The 13,206-nt window shown below is 63.3% G+C and carries 12 protein-coding genes; 3 read left to right on the plus strand and 9 right to left on the minus strand.

Translation table 11 applies throughout. The annotated features are described in order from the left end of the window. Nucleotides 1–36: 36 nt before the first annotated feature. The 4 genes from IE158_RS00485 to IE158_RS00500 all read right to left on the minus strand — a co-directional run bounded on the left by IE158_RS00485 (nt 37) and on the right by IE158_RS00500 (nt 3,790). Nucleotides 37–1,866 (minus strand): arginine--tRNA ligase, encoded by a 1,830-nt coding sequence (locus IE158_RS00485; protein ID WP_189641699.1) that lies wholly within the window; start codon nt 1,864–1,866, stop codon nt 37–39. A gap of 39 nt (nt 1,867–1,905) precedes the next feature. Beyond that, on the minus strand, nt 1,906–2,412 hold the full coding sequence (locus IE158_RS00490; RefSeq protein ID WP_189641700.1) for a hypothetical protein: 507 nt from the start codon (nt 2,410–2,412) through the stop codon (nt 1,906–1,908). A gap of 74 nt (nt 2,413–2,486) precedes the next feature. Then, nucleotides 2,487–2,984 (minus strand): hypothetical protein, encoded by a 498-nt coding sequence (locus IE158_RS00495; protein WP_189641701.1) that lies wholly within the window; start codon nt 2,982–2,984, stop codon nt 2,487–2,489. A gap of 95 nt (nt 2,985–3,079) precedes the next feature. Then, complete coding sequence (locus IE158_RS00500; RefSeq protein ID WP_189641787.1) at nt 3,080–3,790, minus strand: metallophosphoesterase; 711 nt, start codon at nt 3,788–3,790, stop codon at nt 3,080–3,082. 96 nt (nt 3,791–3,886) lie between these two features. Here IE158_RS00500 and IE158_RS00505 point away from each other — a divergent pair, with 96 nt between their 5' ends. Next, the gene (locus IE158_RS00505; RefSeq protein WP_189641702.1) at nt 3,887–4,090 is read left to right on the plus strand and encodes a hypothetical protein; all 204 of its coding nucleotides are present in this window, start codon (nt 3,887–3,889) and stop codon (nt 4,088–4,090) included. Nucleotides 4,091–4,249: 159 nt separating this feature from the next. On the opposite strand, the gene IE158_RS00510 is transcribed toward IE158_RS00505, so the two are convergent. The 5 genes from IE158_RS00510 to pstC form a co-directional block, all read right to left on the minus strand. Then, the gene (locus IE158_RS00510; RefSeq protein WP_189641703.1) at nt 4,250–4,909 is read right to left on the minus strand and encodes a phosphate signaling complex PhoU family protein; all 660 of its coding nucleotides are present in this window, start codon (nt 4,907–4,909) and stop codon (nt 4,250–4,252) included. 217 nt (nt 4,910–5,126) lie between these two features. Further along, entirely contained in the window at nt 5,127–6,665 is a 1,539-nt protein-coding gene (locus IE158_RS00515) for a beta/alpha barrel domain-containing protein (protein ID WP_189641704.1), read from the minus strand. 252 nt (nt 6,666–6,917) lie between these two features. Next, the gene (gene pstB, locus IE158_RS00520) at nt 6,918–7,676 is read right to left on the minus strand and encodes a phosphate ABC transporter ATP-binding protein PstB (protein WP_189641705.1); all 759 of its coding nucleotides are present in this window, start codon (nt 7,674–7,676) and stop codon (nt 6,918–6,920) included. Between the two features lie 75 nt (nt 7,677–7,751). Beyond that, nucleotides 7,752–8,639, minus strand: coding sequence for a phosphate ABC transporter permease PstA (gene pstA / locus IE158_RS00525; protein ID WP_189641706.1), 888 nt, complete (start codon nt 8,637–8,639; stop codon nt 7,752–7,754). Then, a complete protein-coding gene (pstC, locus tag IE158_RS00530) occupies nt 8,636–9,637 on the minus strand; it encodes a phosphate ABC transporter permease subunit PstC (protein ID WP_189641707.1) in 1,002 nt (333 codons plus the stop codon). The genes pstA and pstC overlap by 4 nt, the downstream gene beginning before the upstream one ends. A gap of 554 nt (nt 9,638–10,191) precedes the next feature. On the opposite strand from pstC, the gene IE158_RS00535 reads away from it, so the two are divergent. Together IE158_RS00535 and IE158_RS00540 are read left to right on the plus strand one after the other, a co-directional pair. Further along, nucleotides 10,192–11,607, plus strand: coding sequence for a hypothetical protein (locus tag IE158_RS00535; RefSeq protein WP_229838799.1), 1,416 nt, complete (start codon nt 10,192–10,194; stop codon nt 11,605–11,607). A gap of 85 nt (nt 11,608–11,692) precedes the next feature. Beyond that, nucleotides 11,693–13,189 carry a hypothetical protein gene (locus tag IE158_RS00540; protein WP_189641709.1) on the plus strand — a complete coding sequence of 499 codons (1,497 nt, stop codon included), beginning with the start codon at nt 11,693–11,695 and terminating at the stop codon, nt 13,187–13,189. Nucleotides 13,190–13,206 lie beyond the last annotated feature (17 nt).

A 13,206-nucleotide genomic window follows, 5' to 3' on the forward strand; every position in this document is an offset into this window, starting at 1 on the left:
TAGGCTCTTAGACCTTCAGACGCGGCATCAGCCGCATCACATTGCCGCCGGAACCTCAATTCCAACCAGGTCCAGCGTTTCTTCAAAGGCGCGGCGCACGCGCCCGACCAGGGCCAGGCGAGCTTCACGCAGGCCCTCAGGCGACTGAAGCACGTTGGTGGCAGGCTTGCCAGCCTTGTCCTTGGCGTTGTACCAGGCGTTGAACGAGGTTGCCAGGTCCAGGGCGTACTGCGCCACCACATGCGGCGAGTGAATGCGGGTGGCCTGTTCCACCACTTCGGGCAAGCGCGCCACCATCTTGGCCAGGGTGAGATCCATGTCGGGCAGGGCAGCCCAGTCGGCCCCGGTGCCGTCTACTGCGTAGCCTTCAGCCTCAGCTTTGCGCAGAATATTGCCAGCCCGCACCGCCGCATACTGCACATACGGCGCAGTGTCGCCGGTCAGTGCCAGCGCCGAGTCCCAGCGGAAGTCAATCTGACGGGTCGGCTCGGCCTTGAGCATGGCGAAGCGGATGGCTCCGATTCCGATGCGGCGGGCGATTTCGGCGGCGTCCTCACGGGCGGCCAATTCGGGGTTGATGTCTTGCAGCAGCGTGAGCGAGCGCTGCACCGCTTCGTCCATCGCCTCGTCGGCGGCCACCGCGATGCCCTTGCGTCCGCTGATGGTCTGACCTTCCAGTGTCACGAAGGCGTAAGACAGGTGGATAGAGCGCTCCTTTTTCTCGTCCTCGCCTGCCACGCCCAGCGCCGAGCGCACCACCGTCTGCGGGTGGTTCTGGCGCGAATCAATCACGTTGATGACTTCGGCGGCGTGACCGAAGCGCCGCTCGGTGTCGGGTTCACCGTCAGGGGCGCTGGTCCAGACCACGTTGCCTTCGGGATCGGTGGCAAAGGGCTTGAATTTCATCCCCTCGAACAGCCCGAACTTCCAGAACTGATAACCGATGTCCTTGGCCGCGTACATGGCCGTGCCGTCGGAGCGGACCAGCACCACGTTGGGTTCTTCCAGACCCGGCATGAACTCGGACACGTCCATCACGAACGCACCAGCGTATTTGCCCTCGGTAGGACGCGAAGTGTAGCGGCTCTCTTCCAGAATGTTCATGGCCTTGGACAAAAAACCGCTGCCGACCACGTCGGATTCCCAGTTCAGCAGGTCGTAGCGGGCTCCCAGCCGGAAGCAGGTGTCCAGGTGAGCCTGCACGATCTTTTCAATCTCGGCGCGCAGCTCGCCCGCTTCCAGGCGGTGCATCACGGCGCGGATGCCATCTTCTTGCTCAGGCTTGGCGGGGTCGGCATTCAGGCGCACGTAGCCTTTGCCCATCCAGTGGTCGTACTTCTCCTGCCCATCCCACTTCAGGCCATAAAAGTCGCGTGCAAACAGTGACTCGGCAGCTTGGCGGCCCGTGTCGTCAATGTAGTTCTGGACTTCTACGGTGTGTCCCGCCGCCCGCATGATGCGCGCCAGCGAGTCGCCCAGCACCACGTTGCGCAGGTGCCCCACATGCAGCTCCTTGTTGGGATTGACCGAGGTGTGCTCGATGACCACCTTGCCTTCTTGCTGCGGCATGGCGGTAGGGTTGTCCACCACGCCGCGCACGAAGTCGGCCACATCCACAAAGAAGTTCAGGAAAGGCCCGGCGGCTTCTACACGGGCGATTCCGGCGGGCAGTTCAATGCTGCGGGCCAGCTCCTGCGCCACCTCGGCGGGGTTGCGGCCCAGCAGCTTGGCGATCTGAAAAGCAGCGGGCGTGCCGTAGTCGCCCTTTTTGCCAGCGGGCGTGTCCTGAATGGCCGGGTCCAGTTCCGCGCCCATGCCCTGTGCGGCTTGCTGAACGGCTTGCTTGAGCTGCGCCTTGAGTTCCATAACTCAGAATAGTAGCGCGGGGACCGGGGCAGCAGCCTGCTAGAGCGCAATGCTGACTGTGACGGTCTGCCGGCCGCCGCTCACCTCACAGGTCACCAGCGGGTCGTTAAAACCACGCTGAGAGATGACGTGGGGCGAGCCGGCGGAGGTGACGCCCGCATTCCAGCAGCCCCGCACCTGCGCCGCCGTGACCGTCCGGCCAGCGCCCCCCGAGGCCAGCTTGGCCGCGTTCACTGCACCGTAGGCCGAGGTGCCCCGGTCATAGAGCAGCCGCACAGTCTGGCCGTGACCGGGCTTGCCAGGGAGGTGCAGGCGTACCTCTTCCAGCCGCTGGCCCTGCGGCAGAACGTAGGTGGACACGTTCGTCGGGTTGCTGGGGCCGCTGCGGTCTATCCGGTTGCCCAGCAGGCGGCAGCCCAATTCGCGGCACACGGGCGCCGTGGCAACGGAGACGGTGGCGCCCACCACGGCGGGGGCAGCCTGGGCAGAAGCGCAGGCTGCACTACTCAGCGCGGCCAACAACGTCAGAAAAGACACTTTGTCCATGTCACGCAGAGTAAACTGCCGGGCTGATGCCGGGCTTAGGGCACCTTATAGATGGGCGGCACCCTGAGCCCGCTTTACCAGACGGTCACACGCACCGGCTCAGCGGGCAGTTTGACCTTGCCGTCCGCCGCGTTGCCGCTGAACCAGCTTTCGATCATGTAGTCACCGGCGGGCAGGTCCAAGGTGCGTTCCAGACGTACCGAGCCACCTGCGGCCACTGTCTTCACAAACAGGTCCTGGGCGCACAGCATGGCGTTGCCATTGCCCGCAGGCGGGTAAACCACATTTCGGCTACCGGCTTCCAGTACACGGACCATCGGGCCAGCAGCGCAGTCCTGGCGGTTGTCACGGGAGGCACTGAGCTCCTGCTCACGTTCCGTCTGGTTCGAGACGGTGAGGGTCAGCTTGACCGGGCTGCTGGTATAGCGGGCCACCGAGGCGCGGGCCGTCAGACCGGCGGGCGTCTGTGCAGGCACAGTCGCGTCAGCAGGGCTAGAGCCACCAGCGGACATTTGGGCAAAAGCAGCGCCGCTCAGGGCGGCCAGCAGGGTCACAGAAAGCAGTTTGTTCATGCCGCTCAGAGTAGTGCGCCAAGTTGACGCGAGGCTGAAGCATTCTGAACCGGCGTTTACCCTTGGGGGGCACCGGGGGGGGCAAGCGGGCAGCCCTACAGCTCCAGCAACAGCCGGGGCCAGAAGCTCAGCGCGTCCGCCGCCACCAAGCAGGCCGGGATACCGCCGACTTGGCCTACAGTGCGCTCCTGCGGGATGCCGTGCAGATGACCAAACACGATCTGATCCGCGCCGGATTCGGCCAGCAGCGGAGTAAGCACATTCGGCTGAAAAGGCGGGCTGGCGGGTGGATAGTGCAGCATCACGATTAAGTGGTCGCCGGGCTGCCGCAGCCGCTGGGCTGCCCCCAGGCTCAGGCGCAGGCGCTCGGCCTCACGGCTGAGAATCTTCTCGTCCTGGGGGTCAAGCGGGTTGTGTCCGGGTGTGTCCCAGCCCCGCGTGCCGCACACCACCACCCCAGCCCCCGGCGGCCCAAAGCGTAAGGCGTCATTCTGAACGGCGTGCATCCGCTCTGGCAGCCGTGCGCGCAGCTTGGACACGCTGGACCACCAGTAATCATGGTTACCGCGCAAAATCACCTTTTCCCCTGGCAGCTCGGCCACTTGCCGCAGGTCCACCAGGGCGTCATCCAGCGTCATGGCCCAGGACAGGTCGCCGGGCAGCAGGACCAGGTCCTCTTCGGTCACCACCTGCGGCCACTGCGTGAAAATAGCCTGCGGATGCTCCGCCCAGCCAGGGCCGAAAATTGTCATCGGCTTGGGGGAGACCGCAGACAGGTGAAGGTCGGCCAGGGCAAACACGCGCACGGCCACCAGCATATAGGGTCACCGCCCGACTGAAGCTTCAGGCCACTTTAGCCGCAGCGCATCTGCCCCCCGCCGCTCCTGTCCTAAGCTGGGCCTATGACCGGACATACCAGTGATGAAGTGATTCGCCCGAACGACGTAGAGCCCCGTGACCCCGAAGGCAGCCAGGTCGGCTACCCGCAGCGGGACAGCGGCGTGGTCCAGGACAGCCCCGGCACTCCAGACCGGGGGGTAGATAGCACCGGCATGATGGACGAGAACGGCGACCTCAAAGAGCGCGTCGAGTCCATGATTGACTGACAGACACGCTCGGTGACCGACAAGCGAGAGGCAGGCCTGCCAGTCAAACTGGGCCTGCCTCCGCTTGTTGGTGTGGGCTGCCGCGCAGTACGTCTGTTCGGCCACTTCTGCTGGCCGGAGTTCACCCCTCAGAGTGGAGTGAGTCAGCCGCAAGTGGTATCAGTTGGCTTGCCGCAGCGGCCGCCCTTCTTCAGACCGCAAGTAGCGCTCCAGGCGGGCGGCCACATGACCCACATGGTCTCCCAGCCGCTCCAGGTTGCGGGCCATGCGGCCAGCCGCCAGCGCAATCTCATGGTCTTCGGGACGCTCACGCAGGCGGGTCAAGCTGGCGCGCAGCATCTGCTCATAAAGGGCGTCCACATCCTCGAAATCCATGCGCTGCACCCGCCGGGCAGCGGCGATATCGCGCTCGGTGATCGCGTAGGCGAGCAGCTCCAACATCTCGGTCAGGTGCGTGGTGATGGGCAGCACATCCTGCAACGTGGCGCTGCGGGTGCGCGGAGCCAGGCGTTCCAGCTCGGACGCCACGCCGAACGCGTAGTCGCCCACCCGCTCCAGATGGGTGAGGCTGCGGAAGACCATTAGGTAGAACTCGGGCGTGCCGCCGCTCTGATGTCCAGCGAACGCCTGCAAGCACTGCTCTTCCATATCGCGTTCCAGGCGGTCAGTTTCGGCTTCCAGACGGTTGGCCGTGGCCGCAAGTCCAGCGAACTCGGCCCGCTCGGAAGCCGTGCGGACAGCCTGCAACTGCTCAAGCGCAATAGAAATCATGCGGAGCAGACCGGCAGTCAGCAGCGTTGTACGGGCGGCGGGCAACATTTGACCAGAATATGCTCACTGGCCGTCAAGCAAGGGTCAGCCCTCCTGCAAAAGAGGGAAAGCTTAACGAAAGATTTATTTGCCAGCACAGAAGATGAAGCCGCAGCACTCTCCGGCCAGCACAGCAAGAAATGGCCTACGGCATGTCGCCGCACACGGGCAATTTATACATGCAGTAAGCCGCTGGTGAGTATGGAGCCGGGGCCAGCGCTGGAAGCTAGAGATGCCCCGCCATGCTGGGAACCTGGGGCAGCGCGTCACCGCTTTGGGCTGCGGTAGCGGTCTCCTCCCCAACAGGACGCCACTGCCCCAGCAGATAGCCAATCACGTCCGCCGCCGTGAAGCGGTCTTGCCAGTGGGCCAGCTTGATCACGTCGTCTCCGCTGGTCAGCAGAGGTTTTTCCAGCTCGCCGCCCTTTTGCAGCTGTGGGAAACCCGCGTCGGCCATCAGGCCGTTGCACAGGCACTTGCGGCCCACGGTGGCTTCCAGGCTGCCGCCCTTGCGTACGTAGGTCTCAATCGGCTCGGAAGCGCAGCGCAGGCCCACCTTACCCTGACCGTCTTTGCCTGCGCCCTCTTCCCAGTACGCTTCGCGCAGGTAGCCAATGTCGCAGATGCGGGTGCGCTCGGCGTACAACTGCGGATTCGCCAGGGTGTGGCTCAGCTGCACCACCTTAAAGGGAAAGCCGGTGGGCGAGGCCAGGGGGTCGGTCCGCAGGCCCGCGCCGTCCTTGATCTGTCTCAGGGCTTCGCGGCGCAGGCCGTCGTCCATGCCCGAATCGGTGCAGTAGGCAAACAGGGTGCCCACCTGAATGCCAGCGGCTCCCTCGCTCAGCGCCTGCTGAAACCCTTCAGGGCTCCCGCTGCCGCCCGCCAGCCAGAACGGCAGGCCCAGGTCACGCATCTGCTGCAAGTCGGCCAGGTCACGCTCGCCATAAATAGGCTGTCCCAGTTCGTCCAGCTGCATCTTGCCGCGTGGGGGGGCATTGTGGCCGCCCGCAGTCGGAGCCTCAATCACGAAGCCTTCAACGCTGCCGCTCGCTTTGCGGGCCAGCGTCTGCGCCAGCACATGCGACGTGATGATGGGCAAAAAGTTGGGTCGCTTGAGCTCGCTCAGGCCCAGGCTGCCCAGGTCCAGGCCATAGTCAGCGGGGTTCAGCGTGAGGCGGGTGGCCTGGTCAGTGGGTTCTCCCTTGACATCCAGGCGGATGCTGCCCGGCTGACCCTGCGCGAAATTGTCCAGTACGGCGGGAATATCGCGGGGGATGCCGGCCCCCATAATCACGAAATCCACCCCGGCGAGCATCGCGCCCAGCAGCGGCGGAATGGTATGCATCTGGAGTTTGGTCAGCAGGTTCATGCCCACCTGCCCAGCGTGGCCTTCCTTGGCCAGCCAGGTCTCCACGAAGCCGCCCACAATCGCCAGCTCCCAGGCAGGATTCAAACGGCCCACGCTGGGCAGCGGCACGCGCTTGTACGGCTGACCTTCGGCGCGGCCACCTTCCAGGAAATAGGTGTCCAGCGCCCGCTGGGCCAGTTCAGGATTGGGGAACTGCGCCAGGGCGCGGCGGGTGCTGCCGTCCGGGTCGCCGTCTTGCAGGCGGCGGGTCAGCAGGCTGTCAATGCCGGTGCCCGACACAATACCGAGCTGTCCAGCGGTAGCAACGGCGCGGGCCAGTCGCCAGTCGGAAATGGCAACGCCCATGCCGCCCTGAATGATCTGGGGCAATGGCTGAGGCAATACGGGGTTGGACATAGGGACTCCTTAGGACAAATCGTGCCTGAAAAGGCCAGCGAAGGCGGAAAGCAGTCGAATTGGCAGCTGCAGCAGAAGCTGTTCAGCAAAAGTCGCTCGGAAAGTAGGTAGAAACAGAGTGAGCTTAAGGTGCAGTCTAGGGGGAAAACATCAAAAAAGACCCCGTCTGGGAACGGGGTCAAGAAAAGCAATAGATGGCTAGGACAGGAGACGGCCTGGGGCTGAGAGCGGTCTGCCCCCTCCAGCTCAGGCTTAGCCGAAGCGGCCCGACACGTAGTCTTCGGTGCGCTTGTCCTGCGGGTGCTGAAAAATCTGCTCGGTGGGACCGTGCTCGATCATGTCGCCGTTCAGGAAGACCGAGCAGGTGTCGCTGATACGGGCCGCTTGCTGCATGTTGTGGGTCACGATCAGGATGGTGGTGACCTTTTTCAGTTCGCTCATCAGCTCCTCGATCTTGGCAGTGCTGGCCGGGTCAAGGGCCGAGGTCGGCTCATCCATCAGCAGCACGTCGGGTTCCACAGCCAGGGCACGGGCAATACACAGGCGCTGCTGCTGACCGCCCGACAGGCCCATGCCGGGCATGTGCAGCCGGTCCTTGACTTCGTCCCACAGCGCCGCGCCGCGCAGGGAGCGCTCGGCCACGGCCATCAGCTGGTTCTTGTCGCGCACGCCGGCCAGCTTCAGGCCTGCCACGGTGTTGTCGAGCACGCTCATGGTCGGGAACGGGTTGGGCTTTTGGAACACCATGCCGATACGACGCCGCATGGCCACCGGGTCTACGCCAGGTCCGTAGATGTCCTGACCGTCTACCTGAATGGTGCCCTCGACCCGCGCTCCGGGGGTCAGGTCATGCATGCGGTTCAGCGAGCGCAGGAAGGTAGTCTTGCCGCAGCCCGAAGGGCCAATCAGGGCATTCACCGTGCCAATTTCGGCATTCAGGCTGACTTTTTTGATGGCGTGAAAATCACCGTAAAAAATATCTACGTCTTTGGCTACCAGGATGGGGGTCATGGGCAAGGCTCCTTGAGGGGGATGAGGGCGCGGGCTTCTTGGCCTGAAGTTAAGTGGGCTGACTTTGATGCAGAATTACTTGGCGCGGTACTTGCGGGGGCTGCTGAAGTAGCGGGCCAGCAGGCTGGTGATCAGGATCAGCAGAATCAGCACCAGCGAAGCGGCCTGAGCCAGCTGGCGGTCCGTTTCATAGGCACTGGTCGCCAGCTTGAAGATTTCAACCGGCAGCGCACTCATCGGCTCGGTCAGGTTGGTGGTCACAGTATTGTTGCCAAACGCGGTGAACAGCAGTGGAGCCGCTTCTCCGGCCACACGGGCCAGCGCCAGCATGATGCCGGTCACGATGCCACCCGCCGCCGCAGGCAGCACGATTTGCAAGATCACTTTCCAGCGCGGCAGGCCGAGTGCGAGGCCCGCTTCACGGGTGGCGCGGGGCACCAGCTTGAGGGTTTCCTCGGTGGTGCGGACCACGATAGGAATCATCAGGAAGCCCAGCGCGATGGCCCCAGCCATGCCCGAAAAGCCAAAGCGCAGGACCAGCAGGCCGTACACCACCAGGCCCATGACGATGGCGGGAATTCCGGCCAGTACGTCGCTGAGCATACGGATGGTAGGCATCAGCGGGTGCTTGGGGTATTCGGAGAGGAAAATGCCGCCGGCCACACCGACCAGAATGCCGATCACCGACGCCATGCTCAGCATGGTGATGCTGCCGATGATGGCGTTTTTCAGGCCGCCGCCAGTTTCGCCCAGAGGGGCAGGCGTTTGGGTGAAGAACTCGGGGCTCAGCGCCTGAAGCCCAGTGGTCAGCAGATAGTAGAAAATCAGGATCAGCGGCGCGACCACCAGCAGGGTGCCCAGCGAGATCAGGCCACCCATCAGGGCGTTGGTCAGGCGGCGTGCGGGGCTGATGGCAGGGGCACTGCGCCGCAAGGCCACCACGTCTTGACGAACAGCGCTCATTTGATTCCCTCCGGAGTCAGCCGCTTGATGACAATACGGGCCAGTACGTTTACGATCACCGACATGAAGAACAGGGTCAGGCCCAGGGCCAGCACGCTGGAGCGGTGCAGTTCCTGCTGGGCGTCCCCGAACTGGTTGGCGATTACCGATGCCATGGTGGAGAAGTTCTGCCACAGACTGGTCAGCGGGGCCTGACTGTCACCGATCACCATGGCCACGGCCAGCGTTTCGCCCAGGGCGCGGCCCAGGGCCAGCAGCACTCCGCCCATGATGCCAGCGCGGGCGTAGGGCAGCACTGCTTTGGAAATCACTTCCCATTTGGTCGCGCCCAGGGCGTACATCGCTTCGCGCTGGTCACGCGGCACCAGGTTGATCACGTCGCGGGCCACTGAAGCGGTGTAGGGGAGAATCATCACGGTCAGGATCAGGGTGGCGAGGGCCAACCCGCGTCCATCTGCCGCCGAGGGCACGAAAAAGCACTGAAAGCTGGATGTGCCCTGAAGCCACAGCTCCTGGCAGGCCGAGTAGGTTTCCAGCTTGGCTGGGTCGGTGAAATAGGTCAGCTGCCACTCGGCCAGCTTGGGGGCGATCACCACCAACGCCCACAGGCCGTACACCACGCTGGGCACGGCGGCGAGCAGTTCAATCAGGTAGCCCACCGGACCCGCCAGCCACTTGGGCGAATACTCCGCGATAAATAGCGCACTGGCGATCGCCAGCGGCACACTGATCGCCAGCGCGATGAGGCTGGTCACCAGCGTGCCGATGATCATGGAGAATGCGCCGTACACATCATTGACCGGGTCCCAGGTGCGGCCGGTGTAAAAGTCCAGCCCGAAGGTGCTCAGTGTCGGCCAGGAGACGGTCGCCAGCTGGTAGATGCTGAGAATGAAAATCAGGGCGATAACCAGCGACAGCCCGATGATGACCGTGCGGAACACATCATCACTGCGGCTGCTCAGGCCACGCCCAGGGGGGCGTTTGGTGGCTTGGCTCATGGCTCACTTCCTTGGGGGGTGGAGAAAAAGGCGTGACGGGGGGCAGACTGCTGCATCCATCTCAGTTGAATGGCGTTTTGTCAGCTGAAAGTCAGCTCAGCAGCAGATATGGGTGCGCCGTAGATGGGTGCGCCGTAGGGCTGTACTGGAGAGTCAGTCGCCACTCTCCCCTGCCAACACGCCTGCCTCAGTCGTGGCCTCCTAGGGATCAGTTCAGTAGGAGACGGCAGCCGATAACGCCGGACATGACCCCGCAAAAATTAAGAACTCATGCAACCGTGAACTCCACTTGGCCACCAGCAACCCGTCATGATGTGGGCACGAGGGTGTGCTGCACGGAATCTCACTCCTTCACTCTGAAAACTTTAATATTCTTGTAAGTTTTCATTTTCCGTTTAAGATGAGATTGTGAGGTTGCCCGCCCGTCCTGCTCGCCGTGAGTAGCACCCCCCCACTGCCGCCTTTGGCGCAGTCCTTAATTTCTCTGTGGAGGAGATATGTCAAGAGCCCTGTCCCTGGTTTCCCTTACCCTGCTGATGGTTGGATGCGGCAACATGCCCACCCCCCCCAAAGCTGAGGCCGCGCCTGCTGCAGAGGTGGTGACGGTTCTGGGTCAAAGTTCAGTCTCCCAGCGTATTGCGCTGCCTGGAGCCAAGCCTCTGGCCGCGTCACCCACCGCCCTGAATCCGGCTGGGCTAAAGGCCAGCTCGGTAGGGCACTGGATGGGGCCTATTCCTATGCAGCACAGCATGTACCGGACTGAGCGAGCTGCGGTCGGACCGCAGGGCGAGCTGACCGTGTCCGCAGCCGACGATAAGGGCGGGAGCTTCCAGCTTCACCGCTACGCGGCAAATGGTCAGGCCCTGGCTCATCACCAGTACACAGTCAGCCCCAACGGTGCGCCTGCGGGCACGGGCCCCTACGCGCAGACCTGGGTCACCAGCACCGAGGACGCCCCCGACCAAGAACTGTATGTGATGAATGTCTACGGCAACGCCCGGAGTCTGTACCCGGACCCTGCACGCGGCCCAGTTCAGGCCGAATTTCGCCTGATGAACTCGGCCCTGCAGCCCCGCACGACCAATGTGGACGGTCCTTATCACCTGCCGTTGCTGGTTTCTTCTAGTACCGAAGTGCGCGCAGGACAGCAGGGCATTGTGGTCGCTACGCCCCGTCCCTGGAATCCCTCTGCCCCCCAGAAAGCGCCTCAGGGCACCCGTATCTACGAGCTGTCGCACCACGCCTGGGACAACGTAGAGCTGAACGAAATGAACGTGCTTCTGCCGCCAGCGCAGTACGCGAACAACTACACCAGCAGCCAGATGGACACGGCCCCGGACGGCAGTATCTACGTGGCCACCTTCACTTCCACTAAGCAGCAGTGTGCGCGGACTTGCCCCTCGGTGGCCGGAGTGACCAAGCTGCGCGGCGGACAAGTAGAGTGGCAGGTGTTCTGGGATTCGGCGGAGCCTGTCGCAGTTGAAGACGTCTCTGCCCACGAGAACGGCGTTGGCCTGCTGATTACCTCCGCCCGCTCCGGTGCGGGTTCCAGTGCGGACGAGGTGCACGCCGAGAGCAGTGTGCTGCTGACCTTCAGCGCTGATGGCAAGCCCCTTCAGCAGTTGACTCTTCCCGAGAGCAGCGACAGCGCAGGCTTCCCCGTGGCCTACCGCCAGCTCCAACTCAAGGCCGATGGCCGCTTTGTGGTGGGAGCCGCGCAGACCTTGACTGCTGGTCATGTGACCCAGGGCATCCGCCGCACGCAGATGCTGGCTGACGCCTTTTCTGGCTTGGAAGTGCAACACCTGCTGAGCCGGGGCGAGTACTTGTATGTTCAGGGCGCAGCCGATCTGGGCGACCTGGCCAAAGAGCAGCCCTCTGTGCCGCTGCCCACCCTGCCTGAGCCCGCTGGCTATGAGTCCGAACGGTTCGTTCTGCCCTACGACTTTGACCTGAACCCGCGCTGGTAAGCCTGTGCCGGTGTCATCCATCGGCCCGGCCTCCCCATACCCCGGCGCGCTGAAGCCCGCTTGGGAGAATCAGGAGAACAATCAGATGCCCAGAATCCCGTTTGCGGTACTCTCGCTGTCCCTGCTGGCCGTCAGCTGCGGCCAGACACCACCCACTCCCAATCCTCCCCCAGCGTCCAGAGCGCCACAGGAACAGATGATGGTCCTGGGTGAAGGTCCAGCTGCCCGGCGTATCCATTTGCCCGCCGCAAAGATCTTGTCCCTGGCTCCACAAGCCCTGACACCACTCCAGCAGGGCCAGGCCACCCTGCCCCGCTGGAATGGCCCGGTCCCCGCCCACCAGTCGTATGACATGGGTGGACGGGTCGCCGTGGGACCGCAGGGCGAAGTTACCATGCCCAACATTGCCGCCAGTCGCTACGGTCAGTCTTCTGACTTTGTGCTCAGGAAGCACGCTGCCACGGGAGAGTTGCTTGCCCAGCGGCATTACACCGTCCCCAAGCCCGAGATTGACCTCCAACCCGGGGAGGAAGTGTACGGGGGAACCTGGGCTGTAGCCACGGAAGATGCGCCGGATCAAGACCTCTATGTGATGAATGCTTACGGTGACAGCTCGTCCATGCTGAATCCTATGGCCCCCATGAACACCGAGGTCCGGCTGATGAATGCAGCGCTGGAACCCCGCACGACCAATGTGGACGGACCGTACCATCCGGCGCTGTTTCTGACTCCTGCCACGGAGATGCGGGCCGGTCAGCAAGGAACTGTGGTGTCGACGCCTCACAAGTGGAATTTCTACGGTTCCTTTACGGCCCCGATTGGCACGCGAGTCTATGAGCTTTCGCACCACGCCTGGGACAATGTAGAAGTCGACCATACCACCACGCTGCTCCCGCCCAGGCAGTACGCCGACAACTACACCGGCAGCGAAATGGATACCGCGCCCGACGGCAGTATCTATGTGGCCACCTTTACCTCCTACGAACAGGACTGCGTGGAAGTCTGCCCCTCGGTGGCTGGCGTGACCAAGTTGCGCGGCGGACAGGTGGAGTGGCAGGTGTTCTGGGATACGGATCAGGCGGTGGGCCTGCGTGACCTTGCTGCTCACGAGAATGGGGTCGGCCTGCTGGTCACTTCCAAGCGCGTGACCCACAGCGCCGAGGGCACGCCGACTGAGCCGGAGAAGTCCTTCTTGCTGACCTTTGGCGCGGACGGCACTCCACTTCAGAATGCCGAGCTGCCCCTCGCCGAACTGCGCAGCGAAAATCCTGACCTGCTCCCCTTCGAGCATCTCCAGCTCAGGAGCGATGGCCGCTTTGTGGCGAGCACCGGAAATATGGTGGCTGCAGGCCATCTGTCGTCGGGGGTCACCCGAACACAGCGCCTGAGCCAGTCGCTCCATGAAGTGTGGGTGGACGGGTTGGTCAGCCGAGGCGAATACCTGTACGTGCAGGGAGGTTCTGTCCCGGGCGGTCTGGAACAGGTCAAGCCTACAGTGACGCTCCCAGCCCTCGGCAATGACCGTCATACCTACATCCAGTTTGCTCTGCCCTACGATTTCGGTCTGAATCCTCGCTGGTAAGCCTTCTGATTCAACAC

The sequence above is a fragment of the Deinococcus piscis genome (assembly GCF_014653275.1).
Classification (GTDB): domain Bacteria; phylum Deinococcota; class Deinococci; order Deinococcales; family Deinococcaceae; genus Deinococcus; species Deinococcus piscis.